The organism is Ferribacterium limneticum (genome assembly GCF_020510585.1).
Classification (GTDB): Bacteria; Pseudomonadota; Gammaproteobacteria; order Burkholderiales; family Rhodocyclaceae; genus Azonexus.
Window position 1 is genome coordinate 393,051 of sequence record NZ_CP075190.1, and the last position, 22,163, is coordinate 415,213.

A 22,163-nucleotide genomic window follows, 5' to 3' on the forward strand; every position below is an offset into this window, starting at 1 on the left:
ATTGCGGATATAATCCGCGCCTTTCGGGGGTGGCCGGCGACGGCTGCCCATTTGTTGTTTTACATCGACCGGCCAATCGCAGCCGGCGATGAGGAGAATAACCATGAGTCTAGGCCTTGTTGGTCGCAAGGTTGGCATGACTCGCATTTTTGCCGAGGATGGCGCGTCCATTCCGGTAACTGTGCTTGACGTGTCTAACAACCGAGTGACCCAAGTAAAAACGCCGGAGATCGATGGCTACTCAGCCATTCAGGTCGCATTCGGTAAGCGCCGTGCCTCTCGTGTTTCGAAGCCTCTTGCTGGCCATCTGGCCAAGGCAGGTGTCGAAGCCGGGCATGTGCTCAAGGAATTTCTGATCGGTGCTGATCAGCTCGCCACTTTTAAGGCGGGCGACCAGGTTGCCGTCACTATCTTTGCTGAAGGGCAAAAAGTTGACGTGACCGGTAGTTCCATCGGTAAGGGTTTCCAGGGTGGTATCAAACGCCACAATTTCAGCTCCAACCGTGCAACCCATGGTAATTCGCTATCGCATAACGCGCCGGGTTCCATTGGTATGGCGCAGGATCCGGGTCGCGTTTTTCCGGGTAAGCGCATGGCCGGGCATATGGGTGATGTTCAATCCACGATGCAGGGTCTGACGATTGTTCGCGTTGATGCTGACCGCCAGTTGCTACTGGTCAAGGGTGCCGTTCCTGGTGCCAAGGGTTCTGACGTCGTTGTGCGTCCGGCAGTCAAGGGCTAAGGGGGCGACATGGAACTCAAGGTAATTAACGAACAAGGCCAGGAGTCTGCCAAACTGCAGGCTTCCGACGTGCTGTTCGGGCGCGATTTCAACGAAGCGCTGGTTCATCAGATCGTCGTCGCCTATCAGGCGAATGCGCGCTCCGGCGACCGTCAGCAGAAAGATCGCTCCGAAGTCCGTCACACCACTACCAAACCGTGGCGCCAAAAAGGTACGGGCCGTGCTCGTGCTGGCAGTAATGGCAGCCCGCTGTGGCGTGGGGGTGGTCGGATTTTCCCGAACTCTCCTGAAGAAAATTTCAGTCAGAAGGTCAATAAGAAGATGTTCCGCGCCGGCATGGCTGCGATCCTCTCCGAATTGGCTCGCCAAGACCGGCTTGTCGTAATCGATGACCTGTCTGTGGAGGCTCCGAAGACCAAGTTATTCACGCAGAAGCTGAAGGATTTGGGCCTTGAAGGTAATCTTCTGGTCATCACCGATGCGTTGAGCGAGAACCTCTACCTCTCGTCGCGCAACCTGCCCAATGTTCTGGTGCTTGAAGCCCAGGAGGCCGATCCGGTTTCTCTGGTCCGCTTCGCCAAGGTCCTTGTGACCAAGAACGCTGTGGCCAAGTTCGAGGAGATGTGGGGATGAATCAAGAGCGTCTGATGCAGGTGCTGCTGGCACCGCAAATCTCCGAGAAGGCTACCTACATTGCTGACAAGCATAATCAGGTGATCTTCCGCGTTGCTTCCGATGCCACCAAGCCGGAAATCAAGGCTGCCGTTGAGCTGCTGTTCAAGGTTGAAGTTGGTGCCGTCCAGGTTTCCAATGTCAAGGGTAAGGTCAAGCGTTTCAAGGGTGCGGTCGGTCGTCGCAAGGGCTGGAAAAAAGCCTATGTGAGTCTCAAGCCGGGCCAGGAGCTCAACTTTGTTGAAGGGGGGAATGCCTAATGGCACTCGTTAAAGTCAAGCCGACTTCCCCGGGACGTCGCGCCGTTGTTCAGGTGGTTAACCCCAACCTGCACAAGGGTAAGCCGTTTGCCGCACTGGTTGAGGCAAAGTCCGGAAATGCCGGTCGCAACAACAACGGGCGTATTACGGTCCGTCATCAGGGCGGTGGTCACAAGCAGGCTTACCGTGTTATCGATTTCAAACGCAACAAGGACGGGATTCCGGCCAAGGTCGAGCGTCTGGAATACGACCCGAACCGGACTGCCAATATTGCCTTGCTTTGTTATGCTGATGGTGAGCGTCGCTACATCATTGCCAACAAAGGCATGGTGGTAGGGCAGCCGGTCATGAGTGGCTCCGAGGCGCCGATCAAGTCTGGCAATGCATTGCCGATCCGCAACATTCCCGTTGGTACGACCATTTGCTGCGTCGAAATGCTGCCTGGCAAGGGTGCGCAGATCGCCCGCTCGGCTGGTACTTCCGTTCAGTTGCTGGCTCGTGAAGGCTCGTACGCCCAGATCCGCCTCCGCTCCGGCGAAGTGCGTCGCGTGCATGTCGAATGTCGCGCAACCATCGGTGAAGTTGGTAACGAAGAGCACAACCTCCGCAAGTTCGGCAAAGCCGGTGCTATGCGTTGGCGTGGTATTCGCCCGACCGTTCGTGGTACTGCCATGAATCCGGTTGATCACCCCCACGGTGGTGGTGAAGGTAAGACCGGTGAAGGTCGCGTGCCAGTCAATCCGTGGGGTCAGCCCACCAAGGGTTACCGCACCCGCAGCAACAAGCGCACGAACAGTATGATTGTTCAGCGCCGTCATAAGCGTTAAGGGGTAGGAAATGGGACGTTCTCTCAAAAAGGGCCCGTTTGTTGATGCGCATCTGATCGACAAGGTCGAAGCAGTCCGCGCCACCAGCGACAAGCGCCCGATCAAGACTTGGTCGCGTCGTTCGACGATCCTCCCCGAGTTCATCGGCCTGACGATTGCGGTGCACAACGGCAAGCAACATATTCCGGTGTTCGTTACCGAAAATATGGTCGGTCACAAGCTCGGCGAGTTCTCGCTGACCCGTACGTTCAAGGGTCACACCGCCGGCAAGAAGGCCAAGAAGTAAGGAGCTAACATGGAAACTCGTGCAAATTTGCGAGGCGTACGCCTCTCTGCGCAAAAGGGCCGCTTGGTTGCGGACCTAGTGCGTGGCAAGCCGGTTGGCCAGGCTCTGAACATCCTGGCTTTCTGCCCCAAAAAGGGCGCCGGTATCGTCAAGAAAGTGCTGGAGTCGGCAATTGCCAACGCCGAGCACAACGATGGTGCTGATATCGACGAACTGACGGTGAAAACCATCTACGTTGAAAAAGGCATGGTGCTCAAGCGTTTTACCGCGCGCGCCAAGGGTCGTGGCAATCGGATCATCAAGCCGACCTGCCATATCTATCTGACCGTTGGTAACTAAGGAAGAGCCATGGGACAGAAAATTCATCCGACTGGCTTCCGCCTGGCAGTCACCAAGAACTGGAGTTCGCGCTGGTACGCCAACAGCAAGGACTTCCCGGGTATGCTTAATGAGGATATCAAGGTTCGTGAGTACCTCAAGCGCAAGCTGGCGCACGCTTCCGTCGGTCGCGTGCTGATCGAGCGTCCGGCCAAGAATGCCCGCGTCACCGTCTATTCGGCTCGGCCGGGTGTCGTGATCGGCAAGAAGGGCGAAGATATCGAACAGCTGCGTACAGATCTTCAGCGCATCATGGGCGTTCCCGTCCATGTCTCGATCGAAGAAATCCGCAAGCCGGAAATTGATGCTCAGCTGATTGCCGATTCGATTGCCCAGCAACTCGAAAAGCGCATCATGTTCCGCCGTGCCATGAAGCGTGCGATGCAGAATGCCATGCGTCTTGGTGCTCAGGGTATCAAGGTCATGAGTGCTGGCCGTCTGAACGGTGCCGAAATCGCGCGTAGCGAGTGGTATCGCGAAGGCCGTGTGCCACTGCATACCCTGCGTGCGGACATCGACTACGCAACCTCGGAAGCCCTGACCACCTACGGGATCATTGGCATCAAGGTCTGGGTTTACAAGGGCGATATGCTTGATCGTAACGAGCAGCCGGAAGTTGTTGAGCCGGTGGCTGATGATCGCCGTCCGCGTCGTGCTCCGGGTAGGCCGGAAGGTGACAAGCCGCGTACCCGTACCGTCAAGAAGGCTGATGGTGCTGGCGCTCCGGACACGCGCGCAAGAAAGGCAGGTGCTTAACATGCTGCAACCAAATCGCCGCAAGTTCCGCAAGGAGCATAAGGGGCGCAACGAAGGTCTGGCTACCCGCGGCACGAAGGTGTCGTTCGGTGAGTGGGGGCTGAAGGCGACCGGTCGCGGCCGCCTGACGGCTCGCCAGATCGAAGCTGCTCGCCGTGCGATGACCCGTCACATCAAACGTGGCGGCCGCATCTGGATTCGTATTTTCCCGGACAAGCCGATTTCAAAGAAGCCGGCCGAAGTTCGTATGGGTAATGGTAAGGGTAACCCGGAGTATTGGGTCGCCGAAATCCAGCCGGGTAAAGTGCTTTATGAGATGGATGGTGTCAATGAAGCCTTGGCGCGCGAAGCATTTGCGCTCGCAGCCGCCAAGCTGCCGATTGCCACCACCTTCGTGACTCGTCATCTGGGGTAATCATGAAAGCTAGTGAATTGAGAACCAAGAGCGTGGACGAGCTCAACAAGGAATTGCTGGACCTGTTGAGGGCCCAGTTCGGTATGCGTATGCAACTCGCTACCCAGCAGTTGTCCAATACCAGCCAAATGTCCAAGGTGCGTCGCGACATCGCTCGCGTTCGTACGCTTATCCGTGAAAAGGCGGTGCAGCAATGAGCGAAACCACCAGTATTAAACGTACTCTTATCGGTCGCGTCGTTAGCGACAAGATGGAAAAGACGGTTACCGTTCTTGTCGAGCGTAAGGTCAAGCACCCTATGTACGGCAAGGTGATGGTTCGTTCCAAGAAATATCACGCCCATAACGAAGGTAATTCGGCCAAGGCTGGCGATCTCGTCGAGATCATCGAAACCCGCCCGGTATCGCGTACCAAGACTTGGGCAGTGACGAGTGTTCTTGAGAAGGCGATCGTTGTATAACGAAAGTTTCTTAAAATGCTTGCGCAGTCTGGAGAGAAGCCGGTATAATCCGGCTTCTTTTTTGCGGCTCTCGTCCTGATGAGTCTGCAAAGTTGTTCAACCCGTACGGGTTCCAAGACTGACCGCGCAAGCGGATTAAGTTGGAGTTAATTTAAATGATTCAGATGCAGACAACTCTGGATGTCGCCGATAACACCGGTGCACGTTCAGTAATGTGTATCAAAGTGCTCGGTGGATCCAGGCGCCGCTATGCTGGCATTGGTGACATCATCAAGGTCAGCATCAAGGATGCTGCGCCGCGCGGCCGCGTCAAAAAAGGCGATGTCTATAACGCTGTGGTGGTTCGTACCGCCAAGGGTGTTCGTCGTCCGGATGGTTCGCTGGTTCGCTTTGATGGCAATGCCGCCGTTCTTCTCAACAACAAGCTCGAGCCGATCGGCACGCGCATCTTTGGCCCGGTAACCCGCGAACTGCGTACCGAGCGCTTTATGAAGATCGTGTCCCTGGCTCCTGAAGTGCTGTAAGGGGCTGGCCATGGAAAAGATTCGTAAAGGCGACGAAATCGTCGTTGTTACCGGTAAAGACAAAGGCAAGCGCGGTACCGTGCTACGTCGTGTCGATGATGAGCATGTGCTTGTCGAGGGTGTCAATCGTGCCAAAAAGCACGTCAAGCCGAATCCTGTAAAGGGTGTGGCGGGTGGCATCGTGGATAAGGATATGCCTATTCATATCTCCAATGTTGCGCTGTTCAATCCGGCGACCAAGAAGGCTGACCGTGTCGGCTTCAAGGCGCTTGATGATGGCCGCAAGGTTCGCGTGTTCAAGTCGAACGGCGAACTGGTAAACGCATAAGGAGTGGTCATGGCGCGTTTGCAAGAGTTTTACAAAGAAACCGTTGTTGCTGATTTGAGCAAGCAGTTCGGTTACAAATCCGTGATGGAAGTCCCGCGCATTACCAAGATCACCCTGAATATGGGTGTCGGTGAGGCTGTTGCGGATAAGAAGGTCCTGGAAAACGCAGTTGGCGACATGCAGAAGATCGCTGGCCAGAAGCCGGTTACCACGAAGGCTCGCAAGTCGATCGCTGGCTTCAAGATTCGTGATGGATATCCGATCGGTTGCATGGTCACTCTGCGCGGTCCGCGCATGTTCGAGTTTCTTGATCGTCTGGTAACCGTTGCGCTGCCGCGTGTTCGTGACTTCCGTGGGGTGTCTGGCAAAGGTTTTGATGGTCAGGGAAACTACAACATGGGTGTCAAAGAGCAGATCATTTTCCCGGAAATTGAGTACGACAAGATCGATGCTCTCCGGGGGATGAACATCAGCATCACCACGACCGCGAAATCCGACGCAGAAGCCAAGGCTCTGTTGGCGGCGTTCAAGTTCCCGTTCAAGAATTGAGGCAATCATGGCAAAACTTGCTCTGATCAACCGTGAAGAAAAGCGCCGCAAGCTTGTGGCTCAGTACGCCAAAAAGCGTGCGGCCCTCGAGGCGATTTTCAATAACGCGAGCCTGTCTGACGATGAGCGTTACGCAGCCCGTCTGAAGTTCCAGGCCTTGCCGCGCAATTCGAGCCCGTCTCGTCTGCGCAATCGTTGCCAGCTGACCGGTCGTCCGCGTGGTGTTTTCCGTAAGTTCGGTCTGTGCCGTCACAAGATCCGCGAGCTGGCCTTCAGTGGCCAGGTTCCGGGTGTTGTTAAAGCCAGCTGGTAAAAAGGAGATTCAGAAATGGCTATGAGCGATCCGATCGCGGACATGCTGACTCGCATCCGCAACGCCCAGCTCGCCGAAAAGGCGTCTGTCTCCATGCCCTCGTCCAAAGTCAAGGTGGCAATCGCTGCCGTGCTCAAGGATGAAGGTTACGTTGATGATTTCGCAGTTCGTCAGGCTGATGGCAAGCCGACACTCGATATTGCGCTCAAGTACTATGCCGGTCGTCCGGTCATCGAGCGCATCGAGCGTGTCTCCAAGCCTGGTCTGCGTATCTACAAGGGTTGTGAAGACATTCCTCGTGTTATGAATGGTCTTGGTGTCGCGATTGTGTCGACCCCGAAGGGCGTCATGACTGATCGCAAGGCTCGCGCCAGCAAGGTCGGCGGCGAAGTTCTTTGCATCGTGGCGTAAGGGGATATATATGTCTCGTATTGGTAAAAATCCCATCGTTCTACCGGCTGGTGTTGAAATCTCGGTTGGTGAGCAAATTACCGTCAGGGGCCCGCTGGGTACCTTGAAGGCAATTACTCATCCTGCAGTTACGATTTCCGTCGACGGTCAGAATGTTCAGGTTTCCAAAGTTGATGGTGCTGCTAACGCTGCTGCCATGTGGGGCACCATGCGTGCCAACCTAAACAACATGGTCACCGGTGTTTCCAAAGGTTTCGAGCGCAAGCTTCAGCTGGTTGGCGTGGGTTACCGCGCCCAGGCTCAAGGCGATGTCCTGAATCTGTCGTTGGGCTTTTCGCACCCCGTCGCGCACAAGATGCCGGCTGGTGTCAAAGTCGAGTGCCCGACTCAGACCGAAATCCTGATCAAGGGGGCCGACAAGCAACAGGTTGGCCAGGTTGCTGCCGAAGTTCGTGCGTACCGCAAGCCGGAGCCCTACAAGGGCAAGGGCGTTCGGTACTCGGACGAAGTGGTGGTTATCAAGGAAACCAAGAAGAAGTAAGGGTGGCATATGTTTAATAAGAAACAAGCGCGTTTGCGCCGTTCCCGCCAAACCCGGGCCAAAATTGCCGAACTTAAGGCGGTCCGTTTGTGCGTCAATCGCTCGAACTGCCATATTTACGCCCAGATCATTTCGCCCTGTGGCGGCAAGGTCCTGGCTTCGGCTTCCTCGCTGGATACGGATATTCGCAAGGATCTTCCGAACGGCGGTAACAAGGCTGCTGCCACTACGGTGGGCAAGCTGATTGCCGAGCGCGCCAAGGCCGCCGGTATTGAGCAAGTGGCTTTCGATCGTTCCGGTCTTCAGTATCACGGTCGAGTTCAGGCGTTGGCTGAAGCTGCGCGTGAAGCCGGTCTGAAGTTCTGATCGCTGCGAAAGGATAAGGTTAGAAAATGGCTAAACCTGATAGAAACAAGAAGCCGCAACAGAATGAAGAGCGCGATGATGGCATGCGCGAAAAGATGGTTGCGGTCAATCGCGTCACCAAAGTGGTCAAGGGCGGCCGTATTCTCGGTTTCGCGGCCCTGACTGTTGTTGGTGATGGTGATGGCAGCATCGGCATGGGTAAGGGCAAGTCCCGCGAAGTTCCTGTTGCAGCTCAAAAGGCTATGGAAGAGGCGCGTCGAAAGATGGCCAAGGTCAACTTGAAGAACGGCACAGTGCATCACACCGTTATGGGCCGTCACGGCGCAACGACCGTGATGATCCAGCCGGCTCCGGAAGGTACGGGCATCATCGCCGGTGGCGCCATGCGCGCTGTCTTCGAAGTTGTCGGCGTGACCAACGTGGTGGCCAAGGCTCATGGCTCGACCAATCCTTACAACATCGTGCGTGCCACCATCGACGGTTTGTCGAAGGTGAATACGCCGTCCGAGATCGCCGCCAAGCGTGGCCTCTCGATTGAACGGGTTCTGGGGTAAGCCATGGCTGATAAGAAAATCACAGTGAAGCTCGTGAAGAGCATCATCGGCACCAAGCAGGACCACCGCGCCACCGTTCGTGGTCTGGGCCTGCGCAAGCTGAACAGTACCTCTGAACTTGTGGATACCCCGTCTGTGCGCGGCATGATCCAGAAGGTTCAGTATCTCGTCAAGGTTGAGGGTTAAGCCATGCGTCTGAATACCATCAAGCCAGGTGAAGGCTCCAAGAAGGCCGCCAAGCGCGTCGGTCGTGGCATCGGTTCGGGCCTCGGCAAGACTTGCGGTCGCGGCCACAAGGGTCAGAAGTCCCGTTCCGGCGGTTTCCACAAGGTAGGTTTCGAGGGCGGTCAAATGCCTTTGCAGCGTCGCCTGCCGAAGCGCGGTTTCAATTCCTTGACTCGTGCCCGTAATTACGAAGTCCGCCTGACTGATCTCGAGCGTCTGCCGGTTGAAGAGATTGATCTCCTCGCCCTGCAGGTCGCCGGTATCGTTCCGGGTGACGCTCTCTCCGCTAAGGTTATCTTGTCTGGCGCTATCGCCCGCAAGGTTGTCCTGAAGGGTGTTGGCGCTACTAAGGGTGCCAAGGCTGCTATTGAAGCAGCTGGCGGCTCGGTCGCTGAGTAAGACAGGGAAAGGTTAGAACGTTGGCAGCAAATCCCAATACCGTTGGCAAGGGTGGCAAGTTCGGCGATCTCAAGCGCCGGCTATGGTTCCTGCTTGGCGCGCTGGTTGTTTACCGCATTGGCGCCCATATTCCGGTTCCTGGGATCGACCCCAACGCACTGGCCGATCTCTTTAATTCGCAGCAGGGTGGCATCTTGGGCATGTTCAACATGTTCTCGGGTGGTGCCTTGTCGCGATTTACGATTTTTGCATTGGGGATCATGCCGTATATTTCGGCTTCGATCATCATGCAACTGATGAGTGTCGCCAGTCCGCAACTCGAAGCCCTAAAAAAAGAGGGTGAGGCCGGACGCCGGAAGATTACTCAATATACCCGCTACGGAACGGTGATTCTTGCCCTCTTCCAGGGGTTGGGTATTGCCGTAGCGCTTGAGGCGCAGGCTGGGTTGGTTAATGACCCGGGCTTCATGTTCCGCCTGACCACCGTTTCGACCCTGCTTACCGGTACGATGTTCCTGATGTGGCTGGGTGAGCAGATCACCGAGCGTGGTCTGGGAAATGGCATCTCGATTATTATTTTCGCTGGTATCGCGGCCGGTTTGCCGAATGCTATCGGCGGCCTGCTTGAACTGGTTCGTACGGGTGCCATGCATCCGCTGACCGCGCTGATCATCTGTGTCTTGGTCGTTGTTGTGACCGGCTTCGTGGTCTTTGTTGAACGTGGTCAACGGAAGATTTTGGTCAATTACGCCAAGCGTCAGGTCGGAAACAAGATTTATGGCGGGCAGAGTTCGCATCTGCCGCTCAAGCTGAACATGTCTGGCGTTATCCCGCCGATCTTCGCTTCTTCGATCATCCTGTTTCCGGCGACTGTAGCCAACTGGTTTGGCGCGAGCGAATCGATGCACTGGTTGAAGGATGTGGCCGGTACCTTGTCGCCTGGGCAGCCGATTTACGTCATGCTTTACGCCTCGGCGATCATTTTCTTCTGTTTTTTCTACACAGCCCTTGTGTTTAATTCCAAGGAAACTGCGGACAACCTGAAGAAAAGCGGCGCCTTTGTGCCCGGTATTCGTCCGGGTGAGCAGACCGCTCGCTACATCGATAAGATTTTGATGCGCTTGACCCTGATTGGGGCTGCCTACATCACCGTGGTTTGTCTGTTGCCAGAGTTTTTGATCTTGAAATGGAACGTGCCGTTCTATTTTGGGGGTACCTCACTGTTGATTATCGTAGTCGTGACCATGGATTTTATGTCCCAGGTTCAGGCCTACGTGATGTCGCACCAGTATGAGAGCTTGCTGAAGAAGGCAAATTTCAAAGGCGCCCCGATGATCAAGTAATCGCTTATGGCAAAAGAGGATTACATCGAAATGCAAGGGGAGGTTGTTGAAAACCTCCCGAACGCGACCTTCAAGGTCCGGTTGGAAAATGGCCATATTGTGCTTGGGTTCATTTCCGGAAAGATGCGAATGCATTACATACGCATTCTTCCCGGTGACAAAGTGACCGTGCAATTGACGCCATATGATTTAAGCAAGGCCCGGATCGTTTTCCGGGTCAAGTAAAAGAGTTCTCTACGCAATAAACCGCAGGGCAAGGAATCACGGCTGCTTCCAAGCTCTCGCAGACGAGGAGTTAAACATGAAAGTGCATCCTTCAGTTAAGCGCGTGTGTCGCAATTGCAAAGTCATCCGTCGCAAGGGTGTCGTGCGCGTCATTTGCAAGGACCCGCGTCACAAGCAGCGCCAGGGCTAATGGCTCAGGTGTCGGCATTTGTTAATTTTGAAATAGTGGAGTGATTCGATGGCCCGTATCGCAGGGGTAAACATTCCGAACCATCAGCATGCAGAGATCGCTTTGACCGCGATTTTCGGCATCGGCCGTACCCGCGCGCAAAAGATTTGTGACGCGGCCGGCATCGTTCGTTCTACCAAAATGAAAGACCTGTCCGATGCGGACATGGATCGTCTGCGTGACGAAGTCGGCAAGTTCACCGTAGAAGGTGATCTGCGTCGCGAAGTCACAATGAACATTAAGCGTCTGATGGACCTCGGTTGCTACCGTGGCCTTCGCCATCGCAAGGGCTTGCCTTGCCGTGGTCAGCGCACCCGTACCAATGCTCGCACTCGCAAGGGTCCGCGCAAGGCCATTGCTGGCAAGAAGTAATAGGGACAGAACATGGCAAAGACTGCTACCAAAGTTCGCAAAAAGGTTAAAAAGAACGTTGCTGAGGGCATTGCCCATATCCACGCTTCGTTCAATAACACCATCATCACCATTACCGATCGTCAGGGCAATGCATTGTCCTGGGCAACTTCCGGTGGTGCCGGCTTCCGCGGTTCGCGTAAGTCGACCCCGTTCGCTGCTCAGGTTGCTGCCGAAGCCGCTGGCAAGGCTGCCCAGGAGTGTGGCGTCAAGAACCTGGAAGTTCGCATCAAGGGCCCAGGCCCTGGTCGTGAGTCTTCGGTCCGTGCATTGAATGCACTGGGCATGAAGATCACCTCGATTTCCGACGTGACGCCGGTGCCGCATAACGGTTGCCGTCCGCCCAAAAAGCGCCGCATCTAAGGAGAAAGACAAGTGGCTCGTAATCTCGATCCGAAATGCCGTCAGTGCCGCCGCGAAGGCGAAAAGTTGTTCCTGAAGGGCGAAAAGTGTTTTACCGATAAGTGTGCCATCGAGCGTCGTTCGTATGCTCCTGGTCAACACGGCCAAAAATCTGGCGCTCGTTTGTCCGACTATGGTGTCCACCTGCGCGCCAAGCAGAAGATTCGCCGCGTCTACGGCGTCCTTGAAGGTCAGTTCCGCAAGACGTTTGCTGAAGCTGATCGTCGCAAGGGCCAGACTGGTGAAAACCTTCTGCAATTGCTCGAAGCACGCCTGGACTCCGTTGCCTACCGTATGGGTTTTGGTGCTTCTCGCACCGAGTCCCGTCAGATCGTTCGTCACAATGGCGTTCTGGTCAATGGCAAGCGGGTGAACATCCCTTCTTTTATCGTCAAGCCGGGTGATGTTGTCCAGCTGACCGATCGTGCTCGTGCTTCCCTGCGTTGCAAGGCTGCACTGGAAGCTGCTGAGTCTCGTGGTTTCCCCGAGTGGATTTCGGTGGATGTCAAAGAAGGCAAGGGCACATTCAAGGCCATGCCGCAGCGCTCTGAACTGCCGGCGACCCTGAATGAAGGTCTCGTCATCGAACTTTACTCGAAGTAAGCACTGAGCAGAGGATCTAGCCCATGCAAAGCAGTGGACTTCTAAAACCCCGCATCATCGACGTGCAGAGCGTTTCGCCCGTGCAAGCCAAAGTGGTCATGGAACCGTTTGAACGCGGTTATGGCCACACCCTTGGCAACGCGCTGCGTCGCATCCTGCTCTCCTCGATGGTTGGTTACGCGCCGACCGAGGTGGGTATCGATGGTGTTCTCCATGAATACTCGACCATTGATGGCGTGCAGGAAGATGTCGTTGATATTCTTCTCAACCTCAAGGGTATTGTGTTCAAGCTGCACAATCGCGATGTTGTTAACCTGAAATTGGCCAAGGAAGGTGAAGGCCCCGTTCGAGCTGGCGATATCGAGTTGCCGCACGACGTGGAAATCATCAATCCGGAACACGTAATCGCTCACCTCTCCACGGGCGGCAAGCTGTCCATGGAGATCAAGGTCGAGAAGGGTCGCGGCTATGTTCCTGGCAACATGCGCAACCTCGGCGATGCCAAGTCCATTGGCAAGCTGGTACTCGATGCGTCATTCAGCCCGATTCGTCGCGTTGCCTACGCTGTCGAAAGTGCTCGCGTTGAACAGCGTACCGACCTGGACAAGTTGATTGTCGATATCGAAACCAACGGCGTTGTCGAGCCGGAAGAAGCCATTCGCTACGCTGCTCGCGTGCTGATGGAACAGCTTTCGGTCTTTGCTGATCTGGAGGGTACCGCACCTGTCGCCGAGGCTTCCAAGCCAGCTCAGGTTGATCCGGTTCTGCTCCGTCCGGTGGATGATCTCGAATTGACGGTTCGTTCGGCGAACTGCCTCAAGGCTGAGAACATCTACTACATCGGCGATCTGATCCAGCGTACAGAGAACGAGCTTCTCAAGACTCCGAATTTGGGTCGCAAGTCGCTGAATGAGATCAAGGAAGTGTTGGCCGCTCGCGGTCTGACGCTCGGCATGAAACTGGAAAACTGGCCGCCCGCCGGTCTGGAAAAGGCGTAAGCCTTTTTCTCCCGGGCAGTCAAGGGACGCCTGCAGAATATAGAAAGGATTAACCATGCGTCACCGCAATGGACTTCGCAAACTGAACCGTACCAGCAGCCATCGCTTGGCGATGCTGCGCAACATGACCGTTTCCCTGCTCAAGCACGAGGCTATCAAGACCACCGTGCCGAAAGCAAAGGAACTGCGCCGTGTTGTTGAACCGATGATTACCCTCGGCAAGACCCCGACGCTGGCTAACAAGCGTCTGGCCTTCGACCGCTTGCGCGACCGCGATATCGTGGTCAAGCTTTTCGCCGAAATCGGCCCGCGTTATGCAACCCGTCCGGGCGGCTACCTTCGCATTCTGAAGTGTGGTTTCCGTGTCGGCGATAACGCACCGATGGCGTTTGTCGAACTGGTCGACCGTCCGGAGCCTACCGAGGCTGTGGAAATCGAGGAAGCTGCTGCGTAATAGCAGTTGCAATAAAAAAAGGCCGGGGCTTCCGGCCTTTTTTTCGTCTACCCGCCCGCATTCGGGGTCTATGGGCAGTCGATAAGCATCAGCGAAATATCGTCGTTGGCGACACTGTTATTCTGGTGCGCGGCCAAAGCGGCTTCGATTTTCGCAAAGCGGTCCGTCGGTGATGTGTTGGCTGTTGCAGCTATCAGCCCATCGATTCCAAATTGGAGGCCTTGCGGGTTGGTCGCCTCAAGCAAACCATCCGAGCAGAGAATGAGCTGGCTTTCATCTGCCCAATCGAAATGTTGGGGCTCTCCACCTAGCTCTTCATTACTGACAATGCCCAAGGGGAGGTTGGCCGAAGGGAAGGTGCGGGCCGCTCGCCCCCATCGGTCGAACAGGAAGGCTTCGGGGGTGCCGCCAACCCAGATGTCACCTTGCTTTTGGACTTCGTTGAGACAAACCAGCGTAATGGCAACGAAGCGCCCGACTGGCATGGATTCCTTGAGCTGGTGATTCAGTTCAAGAACAATCTCCCGAATCGGCCTGTTGAGCTTTGTCATTCGGTAGAACAGGGCGAGCACCGGCAAGACACTGATCGCAGCGGTCAGGCCGTGTCCGGTGGCGTCGGCGAGCAGGGCATAAAAATGCCCATCCGGTGAGCGATTTGCCGCGACGATGTCGCCACTGAAGTTTTCGGCCGGAATGACGGTGTAGCGCAGGCGAGTGTCCTGAAGACCCTTGCGATGTAATTGTTTTTCCATCAGTCCCAGTGCCAGGTGCTGTTCAGCTTGCGTCTGGTCGTAATAGTCCTGAAGTTGCCGGGCATTGTCCCGCAGCTGTTGCTCGGTCCGCTTGCGCTCTGAAATGTCTCGTATGACGCCGACCATCATGCGATGGTTGTCGAGGACGATCTGGGTGATGGTCAGTGTTGCGGCGAAGCGGTGTCCATCTTTATGCTGCGCTTCCAGCTCTCGTTCGAGGCCGATTGTTTTTGGCGGGTTGGCCCCGGCATAATTTCCGACGCGGATTTCGTGCGCTGGCCGCTCGTCTTCGGGCATCAGCATGGAAACGTTTTTGCCAATCATTTCAGCTGGAGTCCAGCCAAAAATGCGCTCGGTTGATTGGTTGACCGAGACGATGATGCCGTGCTCATCACTGGTAACGATGGCGTCGAGTACATTATCGGATATGGCCTGAACGCGGCGTAACGAGTCGATTGACTCCTGCTGCATGGCCAGCGAGCGCTGCATGGAGCGCAGCTTGGCTTCGAGAACGACGAAATTGATGGGTTTGGTCAGGTAGTCGTCGGCGCCGGCATCCAGTCCTTCGACCAGGTTTTCATCGCGATTCAGGGCGGACAGGAAAATGACAGGCGTCCATCGATCGCGGGGCATCGCCTTGATTCGACGAGCGGCTTCGAAGCCGTCCATGACGGGCATCATGATGTCGAGCAAGACCAGATCGGGTGATTCTGCTGCGAAGCGGCGGACTGCCTCCTCGCCGTTCTCGGCCAGTATCACTTCGTGGCCGAGCTTTTTCAGGAAAACCTGAAGGATGTGCAGATTGGTACGGTTGTCGTCAACCGCCAGTACCTTCATCTTGGTTGAAATCGAAGTCATGTCAGATGCTCGCCGTTTTTCCCCTGGTCGCAATAAATGGTGGCGACGGCGACGTTGCCGCAGCCTTCATAAGTAATGCTGCTGAAGCTCAGCATGCGGGCCAGGGCGATGCCTCGACCATTCGGGTCAAAGGCTCGCTCGGGGTCAATTTCGAGATAGTTTTGCCATGGAAATCCGCTTCCCTGATCGCAGATGCGAAGCGTGATTACATCGGCTTGGCGGTCATAGCGCAGGCGGACTTCCTTGGCGGCATTTTCTGGCAGGGCGGCGCGCCGGGTGATCTCTTCATGCCAACGATCCTCCTGCTTCAAACGGCTTTTCTCCGCATAGGCGAGGCCAAGATTGCCATGCTCGACGCCGTTGATCAGCAATTCGGAAATTCCCATAACTGCAGCATCTGGATTGGGGCAGGCATGGGCGATGAAGGAGGCAAGTTGACCGGCCTCTTCGACGGTTCGGATTGCAAACTCGGCCTGCTCGAGAAACTGCAGCGAATTGATGTGCTGGTGCAGTTGCCGGCTTAGTGCGCTACGCGCTTCTGCATCGCTCAGGGCGGCATGGACAATGGCAAGCAGGCTGTCGCGCCGATAGGGCTTGGTCAGATAGTAGTAGGCGCCGGCCTCCAGGCCTTCGCGAATCTGCTCGGGGGAGTTGGCCGCAGTCTGCATGATGACGGGGATGCCGGAGAGACGTGGGTCTCCCTTCATTCTTCTGAGCAGGCCTATGCCGTCCAGGCCGGGCATCATCCGGTCGAGCAGAATGAGCTTGAAGTCGTTTTCCGGGTTTTGCAGCAGTTGCCAGGCAGCTTCGCCGCTGTCTGCCGTTTGCAGAACAAAAGGCTCTTCTCCATCGAAATACTCAACCAGAATTTCCAGGTTGAGTTCTTCGTCGTCCACCAGCAAGACGAGTGTCTTAGTCATTTTGTCCCGATTTTTCCATCCAGCAGTTCAATGGCAGGGTGACGATCAAACAGGCGCCTTGCCCTGAATTATTGTGGGCAACAATCGTACCACGGTGTTGCGCAACTATAGCCCGGCAAATCGCCAGTCCCAGCCCTGTTCCCCCAGCGCCGCTCTTGGTTGCGCTGCTTTGAACGAACTTGTCAAAAATGCTCTCCAGCTCAGCCGTCGGGATGCCTATCCCCTGATCGATGAAGCTGATGGAGAGCCCGGGCCGCGAACCACTGTCCGCGGCGCGCCGACCGGCCGGTAGTTCGTTGTTCGCCAGTTCGACACGAATTGTTCCGCCTTCCGGCGAAAATTTGATGGCATTGGACAGCAGGTTGCAGATGACCTGGGTAACCCGGTTCAGGTCGGCGCTGATGTGGGTGCTGGTCGCCTGGTTTTTGAACTCGAGCTGCAGCTTGCGTTTGAGCAGCAGCGATTCGAGTTGGGCCCCAACCTGTTTAACCAGCGCCAATGCGTCGAATGTCGTTGGATGCAAGAGCATTTGCCCGGCGTCAAGCTTCGAGAGGTCGAGCAATTCGTCGATCAGGCTGAGTAGGCGTTGTCCGCTCTGATCGATGCGCAGGAAATATTGGCTGATTTTCGGATCGCTGGCGTTAATGGCGCGGCGGTTCCCCAGGTCGACGAAGCCGAGGATGGCATGCATCGGTGTGCGCAGTTCGTGCGACATGTTGGCCAGAAATTCGGATTTTGCCTGATTGGCGGCGCGTGCCTGCTGCAAGGCGGCATCTAGGCTGGCGGTTCGCTCGTGGACGAGTTCCTGCAAATGGTCGCGGTGCTCGCTGAGCTCCCGCGTCAGGGAGAGCGCATAGCGTTCGGCGCGTTCGCGATGGGTGGCGAGGTGGTGAACAAGCAGGGCCAGCAACAGGCTGCCGAGCAGTCCGCCGTAAAGAACCAAGGCCGGGGTATCGAGCCCGGGGCCGGTGTTGCTGTTCGGGTAGAAGTGAAGAATCCAGTTGCGTCCGCCAAAATCGATTTCGTGATGAAGCAATGGCGGCTCGCTCGTATTGTGAATGGGGTCCGAGTTGTAGATCAGCGTCGGGGCGTGCACCTGGTCCGAGTCGTGGGCCAGCGATTCATCAAAAATCTGCAGTACAAAGCGGCTGCTGAGCGGTAGTTTGAACGATGACATGAACTCATCGAAACGATAGGCCGTCAGGACGACACCGGCAAAAGTTGGTTTATTCTCGTCGAGGTGCTTGCCCAGGGAGCGGTCATCGAAGATCGCGTGGACCATCTGGAAGCCCGGACGTTTGGTGCCTTTGTCGGGTTGGAGTTCGATCGGCGCCGTCATGGCAATGTTGCCGGTCAGGATGGCGCGGTTGATGGCTTCGCGGCGAGCCGTTTCGGAGAGCAGGTCGAATCCGATGGCAGCGTTCAGGGCTGGCGACTCCGGGGCGATGAAGAAGAGGGGAAGGGCAAGGCGGGCGTCGGTTTTCGGGAAAATCCGGAAAGCCTTACGGTCAACCGGAAATTTGTTCGATTTTTGAAATGACTCCAGATCTTCACTGTGTACTGCTGGAGCGTAGGCGAAGGCAAACATGCCGGTCAGGCTACCCTCGATTTCCATGGCTTTGGCAAAACGCCGCCAGGTCGCCAAATCCTGAGTTGGCGCGGCGGCAGCGAAAGCCTGCAGGGAGCGCACGAACTGGCCGTGAAGGTTTAGTCGGTCACGAATCTCGGCGGTAATTGCTGCGCTTTCCTGGTTGCCTTCCAACTCTTCGGCCTGCGTCTGAATGCGGGACTGCCAGTGCCAGGCGGCGAGCGTGGCCAATGCCAGCAGCAAAAAGGTGGCGAGCGGCAGCAACCAGTTGCCACTGTTGTGCCTTAAGGTCGCACCGCGCCTTGCCCTCACTGTGTGTCCGACTCCATTTCTTGTTTTTCCTGTTGCTGCAGCGTCCACATCCGGGCGTAATTTCCGTCGGCAGCCAGTAGTGCGCCGTGGCTGCCACGCTCGACGATGCGGCCTTCGCTCATGACCAGGATTTCGTCGGCATTCATGACCGTGGACAGGCGGTGGGCGATGACCAGGGTGGTATGGCCGATGGCCACTTCCTCCAACTGAGTCTGAATGGCGCGTTCCGTCGCTGAATCAAGGGCCGAGGTGGCTTCGTCGAAAATCAGGATGGGCGGGTTTTTGAGCAGGGCACGGGCAATGGCGACGCGCTGCTTCTCGCCGCCGGATAACTTCAGGCCACGCTCGCCGACGCGGGTCTCGTACTTGAGTGGCAGCGATTCGATGAAATCGTGCAACTGGGCTGCCCGTGCCGCGGCGAAGACTTCTTCGCGGCTCGCTTCCGGCCGGCCGTAATTGATGTTGTAGAAAATGGTGTCGTTGAACAGCACGGTGTCCTGCGGCACGATGCCGATGGCGGCGCGCAGGCTGGTTTGCTTCAACGAGCGCAGATCATGGCCGTTGATCTGAACGGCGCCGCCCGTGACGTCGTAGAAGCGGTAGAGCAGTCGAGACAGCGTCGACTTGCCGGCCCCGGAATGACCGACGACGGCCACCGTTTTGCCGGGCGGAATGGCAAAACTCAGGTTTTTCAGGATCTGCCGGTTCGACTCGTAAGCGAACTCGACCGCGTCGAAATTGACCTGCAGGGGGCCGGTTGGCAGGTCGCGGGCATCCGGCGCATCGGCGATTTCGCGGTTCTCGCTGAGTAGCTTGAACATGCGCTCGATGTCGGTCAGCGCCTGGCGAATTTCGCGGTAAACGATGCCGAGGAAATTGAGCGGCATGTAGAGCTGGATCAGGAAGGCATTGACCAGCACGAGGTCGCCGATGGTCATCCGGCCGTCGACCACGCCGCTTGCCGCCCGCCACATCATGGCCGTGACGCCGAGCGCGATAATCGCCTGCTGGCCGAGATTGAGGAAAGCCAGCGTCGTCTGGCTGCGCGTTGCTGCCTCTTCCCATTTGATCAGTTGCTCGTCGTAACGGCGGGCTTCCCAGGCTTCGTTGTTGAAATACTTCACCGTCTCGTAGTTGAGCAGGCTATCGACCGCACGCGTGTTGGCGGCCGAGTCGTTTTCATTGACGGCACGGCGGATGTCGATGCGCCAGTTGCTGACCTTGATGGTGAACACGACGTAGGCGAGCAGCGAGACCAGCGTGATGACGACGTAACCCATGTCGTACTTGACGAACAGGATGCCAAGCACCAGCCCGATTTCGACCAGCGTCGGCAGGATCGAATAGAGCGTGTAGGAAATCAGGCTGGAAATCGAGCGGCTGCCCCGTTCGATGTCGCGCGACACGCCGCCGGTCTGCCGTTCGAGATGGAAACGCAGCGACAACGCGTGCAGATGGCGGAAAACTTCCAGCGAGACCTGCCGGACGGCGCGTTGTGTGACCCGGGCGAAGAGGATTTCGCGCAGCTCCTGGAACAGCGAGGTCGAAAAGCGCAGCGTGCCGTAAAGAATGAGTAGCAAGATTGGCAAGGCAAGCAGTTGCTCGCCGCCCGATAGCCCGTCGATCATCTCCTTGAAAACCAGCGGCACGCCGACATTAGCCACCTTGGCGCTGATCAGGCAAGCCATCGCGGCGAGAACGCGCAGGCGGTATTGCCAGAGGTAGGGGAACAGCGTGCGCAGGGTCAGCCACACATGGGTTTCCGGCAGAGCTTGTCCGGCGGGCGGTTTGGGAAGAGCGGTGGCGCGGCGCATGCAGGAGCCTGACGGGATTTGATGTGGCGATGAATTGTGTGAGTATATGAAAACTGCCTGCTTTCCGGGAAAATCCCGAAATATTTAGCGTTATGGACAAATAATGGCCGATGACCGTATCACCCTCCCCAGCAAGCACTCCACATTGCGCGTCGTGCCCATGCCGGCAGATCTCAACCAGAACGGCGATGTCTTCGGCGGCTGGGTCATGGCCCAGGTCGACGTGGCTGGCGCCATTCCCGCCATGCGTCGGGCGCGCGGTCGGGTGGCGACGGTATCGGTCAATTCCTTCCTGTTCAAGCAACCGGTGTCCGTCGGCGACATCGTCAGTCTCTACGCCGAAATCGAGCGCGTCGGAACGACCTCGATCACGGTCAAGGTCGAGGTCTATGCCGAACGCAATTACGCCGCGCCGATCATCGTCAAGGTCACTGAAGCCGAACTGACTTACGTGGCCATTGATGGCGACGGAATGAAGCGCAAGGTTCCAGCCGAAACTACGCTGAAAATGGATTAAAATCCGGCAGTTATCAAATTACCCCGCCTGCAAGGGAGCAATCCAATGAACAAACTGACCCTGCGTACCATTCCGGCCGTGTTGCTGGTCGCATTTTCCGGTGCCGCTTCTGCTGCTGCGTTTCAGCTTATGGAACAAAATGCGAGCGGCCTCGGCAACGCCTACGCCGGCTCGGCGGCGGTGGCTGACAATGCCAGCACGATTTTCTTCAATCCGGCTGGCATGACGCAGCTGGGTAACGGCATCCAGCTTTCGGCCGGGGTGACGGGTGTCGGGCCTAGCTACGAATACCGCGACCAGGCTGGCGTCAAGTCAGGTGGCAACGCCGGTGGCTGGGCTGCCGTACCCAACGCTTATCTGTCGGGGCAGCTGACAAAAGATCTGTTCCTGGGCTTGGGCATCTCGGCGCCGTTCGGGCTGGCGACAGAATATGACGCAGGTTGGGTTGGTGCCGCACAGGCCATCAAATCAGAAATCAAGACGATCAATATAAACCCCTCCATCGCCTATCGCGTTAGCGACAAGGTGTCGCTGGGCTTTGGCTTGAACTATCAGAAAATCGATTCAGAACTGACCAGTTCGGTATTGCGACTGAAGGGGGATGACTCGGCTTGGGGGTGGAACGCCGGCGCCTTGTTCACGTTGTCCCCGGCCATGCGGGTAGGTGTTTCTTATCGTTCAGCGATCAAATACACGCTTTCTGGCAACGCATCTGGTGCACTGAATGGAGCGATCGAGGCTGACGTCAAATTGCCGGATACATTCATTCTTTCGGTCTGGCAGCAGGTTTCTGATCGCTGGGAGGCCATGGGTGATCTTTCATACACTCGCTGGGGCACAATTAAGTCGCTGAACGTCACCGGTCTGGCTGTACCCGTTTCCGAAACCTTCAATTACGAAAATTCCTGGCGTTTTGCCTGGGGTGCCGGTTACAAGGCGACCGACAAGGCCAAACTGAAGTTCGGTATCGCCTTCGACCGGACGCCGGTGCGTGACGAGTACCGCTCGGCTCGCGTGCCAGACAACAACCGCCTGTGGCTGTCGCTCGGTGGCCAGTGGAATGCGGGGGCCGTTGGTAAATTCGACTTGGGTTACTCCTACCTTTACGTCATCGATCCGACCATTTCGCAGGGGGCGCTGCAGGGCAAGTACGACGCCAGTGCCCATATTGTTGGCGTGCAATATTCGGTGGGTTTCTAAGCTGTCACGGTCGAGGCCAAATTGCCGGCGCTTGAACTGGGTGGCATGACGCTGGGGCTGCGCGAAGGCGTGATCGGCTTGATCGCGCTGGTTGCGGCCTACATGCTGTTCGTATTGCTGCGCATGCTTTTATTGCGCAATCGCCCTGCGGCTTCGGAGAAAACGGTTTCTGTTGAGTCAATCGCCGAGTCGCCTGAGACGCCGGCAAAGGGCTTGGCCGAGGCCGATGAAAACTGGGCGCAGGCCTCCGAAGGTTTGGCCGGGGATGCCTTGCGCAGCGGTCTTGAGCAGGAACTGGCCCAGATGCGCGACGAAGTCGACGCCATTCGCGGCGAGCTGGCCGCCTTGCGCGACGACATGCAGCATGAGTTGGCCCACCTGCGGGCTGGCCAGACGGTTTCCCCCATTTATGGCGACGCGATGCAGATGGCTGTTTCGGGTTACGATCCGGCGGCGATTGCCGAACGCTGTGGCATCGCCCGCGCCGAGGCTGAACTGGTCGTGGCGCTGGCCAAGAGTCAGGAGAGTTGA

Annotated in this window: 35 protein-coding genes; 31 read left to right on the plus strand and 4 right to left on the minus strand. The window is 56.7% G+C overall.

Annotation, left to right across the window (positions count from 1 at the left end; all coding sequences use genetic code 11):
* Positions 1-103: 103 nt before the first annotated feature.
* The 28 genes from rplC to rplQ all read left to right on the plus strand — a co-directional run bounded on the left by rplC (position 104) and on the right by rplQ (position 13,671).
* Complete coding sequence (gene rplC / locus KI613_RS01835; RefSeq protein WP_117607645.1) at positions 104-742, plus strand: 50S ribosomal protein L3; 639 nt, start codon at positions 104-106, stop codon at positions 740-742.
* A gap of 9 nt (positions 743-751) precedes the next feature.
* Positions 752-1,375: a 50S ribosomal protein L4 gene (gene rplD / locus KI613_RS01840; protein WP_226403526.1), complete on the plus strand. Its 624-nt coding sequence runs from the start codon at positions 752-754 to the stop codon at positions 1,373-1,375.
* Positions 1,372-1,674 carry a 50S ribosomal protein L23 gene (gene rplW, locus KI613_RS01845; protein WP_226403527.1) on the plus strand — a complete coding sequence of 101 codons (303 nt, stop codon included), beginning with the start codon at positions 1,372-1,374 and terminating at the stop codon, positions 1,672-1,674. Before rplD ends, rplW begins: the two co-directional genes overlap by 4 nt.
* The gene (gene rplB / locus KI613_RS01850; RefSeq protein WP_226403528.1) at positions 1,674-2,501 is read left to right on the plus strand and encodes a 50S ribosomal protein L2; all 828 of its coding nucleotides are present in this window, start codon (positions 1,674-1,676) and stop codon (positions 2,499-2,501) included. Before rplW ends, rplB begins: the two co-directional genes overlap by 1 nt.
* A 10-nt stretch (positions 2,502-2,511) precedes the next feature.
* Positions 2,512-2,787, plus strand: a complete 276-nt coding sequence (gene rpsS / locus KI613_RS01855) for a 30S ribosomal protein S19 (protein WP_011286091.1) — start codon at positions 2,512-2,514, stop codon at positions 2,785-2,787.
* A gap of 9 nt (positions 2,788-2,796) precedes the next feature.
* Positions 2,797-3,126: a 50S ribosomal protein L22 gene (gene rplV, locus KI613_RS01860; RefSeq protein WP_117607649.1), complete on the plus strand. Its 330-nt coding sequence runs from the start codon at positions 2,797-2,799 to the stop codon at positions 3,124-3,126.
* 9 nt (positions 3,127-3,135) lie between these two features.
* Positions 3,136-3,921 (plus strand): 30S ribosomal protein S3, encoded by a 786-nt coding sequence (rpsC, locus tag KI613_RS01865; RefSeq protein WP_226403529.1) that lies wholly within the window; start codon positions 3,136-3,138, stop codon positions 3,919-3,921.
* Between the two features lies 1 nt (position 3,922).
* A complete protein-coding gene (rplP, locus tag KI613_RS01870; RefSeq protein ID WP_028994191.1) occupies positions 3,923-4,336 on the plus strand; it encodes a 50S ribosomal protein L16 in 414 nt (137 codons plus the stop codon).
* A 2-nt stretch (positions 4,337-4,338) separates the two neighbouring features.
* Positions 4,339-4,533 carry a 50S ribosomal protein L29 gene (gene rpmC, locus KI613_RS01875; protein WP_117607651.1) on the plus strand — a complete coding sequence of 65 codons (195 nt, stop codon included), beginning with the start codon at positions 4,339-4,341 and terminating at the stop codon, positions 4,531-4,533.
* Positions 4,530-4,796: a 30S ribosomal protein S17 gene (gene rpsQ / locus KI613_RS01880; protein WP_226403530.1), complete on the plus strand. Its 267-nt coding sequence runs from the start codon at positions 4,530-4,532 to the stop codon at positions 4,794-4,796. Before rpmC ends, rpsQ begins: the two co-directional genes overlap by 4 nt.
* A 155-nt stretch (positions 4,797-4,951) precedes the next feature.
* Positions 4,952-5,320, plus strand: a complete 369-nt coding sequence (gene rplN, locus KI613_RS01885) for a 50S ribosomal protein L14 (RefSeq protein ID WP_011286097.1) — start codon at positions 4,952-4,954, stop codon at positions 5,318-5,320.
* Between the two features lie 10 nt (positions 5,321-5,330).
* Positions 5,331-5,648, plus strand: a complete 318-nt coding sequence (gene rplX / locus KI613_RS01890) for a 50S ribosomal protein L24 (protein ID WP_226403531.1) — start codon at positions 5,331-5,333, stop codon at positions 5,646-5,648.
* A 9-nt stretch (positions 5,649-5,657) separates the two neighbouring features.
* Positions 5,658-6,197 carry a 50S ribosomal protein L5 gene (gene rplE, locus KI613_RS01895; protein ID WP_226403532.1) on the plus strand — a complete coding sequence of 180 codons (540 nt, stop codon included), beginning with the start codon at positions 5,658-5,660 and terminating at the stop codon, positions 6,195-6,197.
* 7 nt (positions 6,198-6,204) lie between these two features.
* Complete coding sequence (rpsN, locus tag KI613_RS01900) at positions 6,205-6,510, plus strand: 30S ribosomal protein S14 (protein ID WP_226403533.1); 306 nt, start codon at positions 6,205-6,207, stop codon at positions 6,508-6,510.
* A gap of 15 nt (positions 6,511-6,525) precedes the next feature.
* Entirely contained in the window at positions 6,526-6,921 is a 396-nt protein-coding gene (rpsH, locus tag KI613_RS01905; protein WP_117607656.1) for a 30S ribosomal protein S8, read from the plus strand.
* Between the two features lie 10 nt (positions 6,922-6,931).
* On the plus strand, positions 6,932-7,462 hold the full coding sequence (rplF, locus tag KI613_RS01910) for a 50S ribosomal protein L6 (protein ID WP_226403534.1): 531 nt from the start codon (positions 6,932-6,934) through the stop codon (positions 7,460-7,462).
* A gap of 9 nt (positions 7,463-7,471) precedes the next feature.
* Positions 7,472-7,828, plus strand: coding sequence for a 50S ribosomal protein L18 (rplR, locus tag KI613_RS01915; RefSeq protein WP_226403535.1), 357 nt, complete (start codon positions 7,472-7,474; stop codon positions 7,826-7,828).
* A gap of 26 nt (positions 7,829-7,854) precedes the next feature.
* The gene (gene rpsE, locus KI613_RS01920; protein ID WP_226403536.1) at positions 7,855-8,382 is read left to right on the plus strand and encodes a 30S ribosomal protein S5; all 528 of its coding nucleotides are present in this window, start codon (positions 7,855-7,857) and stop codon (positions 8,380-8,382) included.
* Between the two features lie 3 nt (positions 8,383-8,385).
* Positions 8,386-8,568, plus strand: coding sequence for a 50S ribosomal protein L30 (gene rpmD / locus KI613_RS01925; RefSeq protein ID WP_226403537.1), 183 nt, complete (start codon positions 8,386-8,388; stop codon positions 8,566-8,568).
* Positions 8,569-8,571: 3 nt separating this feature from the next.
* Positions 8,572-9,006, plus strand: coding sequence for a 50S ribosomal protein L15 (gene rplO, locus KI613_RS01930; RefSeq protein WP_226403538.1), 435 nt, complete (start codon positions 8,572-8,574; stop codon positions 9,004-9,006).
* 20 nt (positions 9,007-9,026) lie between these two features.
* Positions 9,027-10,349, plus strand: a complete 1,323-nt coding sequence (gene secY, locus KI613_RS01935; protein WP_226403539.1) for a preprotein translocase subunit SecY — start codon at positions 9,027-9,029, stop codon at positions 10,347-10,349.
* Positions 10,350-10,355: 6 nt separating this feature from the next.
* Complete coding sequence (infA, locus tag KI613_RS01940; protein WP_226403540.1) at positions 10,356-10,574, plus strand: translation initiation factor IF-1; 219 nt, start codon at positions 10,356-10,358, stop codon at positions 10,572-10,574.
* A gap of 76 nt (positions 10,575-10,650) precedes the next feature.
* Positions 10,651-10,764, plus strand: a complete 114-nt coding sequence (gene rpmJ, locus KI613_RS01945) for a 50S ribosomal protein L36 (protein WP_226403541.1) — start codon at positions 10,651-10,653, stop codon at positions 10,762-10,764.
* A 48-nt stretch (positions 10,765-10,812) separates the two neighbouring features.
* On the plus strand, positions 10,813-11,175 hold the full coding sequence (rpsM, locus tag KI613_RS01950) for a 30S ribosomal protein S13 (protein ID WP_117607664.1): 363 nt from the start codon (positions 10,813-10,815) through the stop codon (positions 11,173-11,175).
* Positions 11,176-11,187: 12 nt separating this feature from the next.
* On the plus strand, positions 11,188-11,577 hold the full coding sequence (gene rpsK / locus KI613_RS01955) for a 30S ribosomal protein S11 (RefSeq protein ID WP_226403542.1): 390 nt from the start codon (positions 11,188-11,190) through the stop codon (positions 11,575-11,577).
* A gap of 12 nt (positions 11,578-11,589) precedes the next feature.
* Positions 11,590-12,219: a 30S ribosomal protein S4 gene (rpsD, locus tag KI613_RS01960; RefSeq protein ID WP_226403543.1), complete on the plus strand. Its 630-nt coding sequence runs from the start codon at positions 11,590-11,592 to the stop codon at positions 12,217-12,219.
* A gap of 23 nt (positions 12,220-12,242) precedes the next feature.
* Entirely contained in the window at positions 12,243-13,217 is a 975-nt protein-coding gene (locus KI613_RS01965) for a DNA-directed RNA polymerase subunit alpha (RefSeq protein WP_226403544.1), read from the plus strand.
* A 55-nt stretch (positions 13,218-13,272) separates the two neighbouring features.
* Entirely contained in the window at positions 13,273-13,671 is a 399-nt protein-coding gene (gene rplQ / locus KI613_RS01970; protein WP_226403545.1) for a 50S ribosomal protein L17, read from the plus strand.
* Positions 13,672-13,739: 68 nt separating this feature from the next.
* Here rplQ and KI613_RS01975 read toward each other — a convergent pair whose 3' ends face one another.
* From KI613_RS01975 to KI613_RS01990, 4 genes are read right to left on the minus strand one after another with little or no spacing between them, the layout of a single operon-like run.
* Positions 13,740-15,281 carry a SpoIIE family protein phosphatase gene (locus KI613_RS01975; protein WP_226403546.1) on the minus strand — a complete coding sequence of 514 codons (1,542 nt, stop codon included), beginning with the start codon at positions 15,279-15,281 and terminating at the stop codon, positions 13,740-13,742.
* Positions 15,278-16,201, minus strand: a complete 924-nt coding sequence (locus KI613_RS01980) for a response regulator (RefSeq protein ID WP_226403547.1) — start codon at positions 16,199-16,201, stop codon at positions 15,278-15,280. Before KI613_RS01980 ends, KI613_RS01975 begins: the two co-directional genes overlap by 4 nt.
* Positions 16,194-18,053 (minus strand): CHASE domain-containing sensor histidine kinase, encoded by a 1,860-nt coding sequence (locus KI613_RS01985; RefSeq protein ID WP_226403548.1) that lies wholly within the window; start codon positions 18,051-18,053, stop codon positions 16,194-16,196. The genes KI613_RS01980 and KI613_RS01985 overlap by 8 nt, the downstream gene beginning before the upstream one ends.
* A 44-nt stretch (positions 18,054-18,097) precedes the next feature.
* Entirely contained in the window at positions 18,098-19,915 is a 1,818-nt protein-coding gene (locus KI613_RS01990; RefSeq protein ID WP_226403549.1) for an ABCB family ABC transporter ATP-binding protein/permease, read from the minus strand.
* A gap of 103 nt (positions 19,916-20,018) precedes the next feature.
* Between KI613_RS01990 and KI613_RS01995 the strand changes: the two genes are divergently transcribed.
* From KI613_RS01995 to KI613_RS02005, 3 genes are read left to right on the plus strand one after another with little or no spacing between them, the layout of a single operon-like run.
* Positions 20,019-20,432 (plus strand): acyl-CoA thioesterase, encoded by a 414-nt coding sequence (locus KI613_RS01995; RefSeq protein ID WP_226403550.1) that lies wholly within the window; start codon positions 20,019-20,021, stop codon positions 20,430-20,432.
* A gap of 45 nt (positions 20,433-20,477) precedes the next feature.
* Positions 20,478-21,632, plus strand: a complete 1,155-nt coding sequence (locus KI613_RS02000; RefSeq protein WP_226403551.1) for an OmpP1/FadL family transporter — start codon at positions 20,478-20,480, stop codon at positions 21,630-21,632.
* 21 nt (positions 21,633-21,653) lie between these two features.
* Positions 21,654-22,163 (plus strand): DUF2802 domain-containing protein, encoded by a 510-nt coding sequence (locus KI613_RS02005; RefSeq protein ID WP_226403552.1) that lies wholly within the window; start codon positions 21,654-21,656, stop codon positions 22,161-22,163.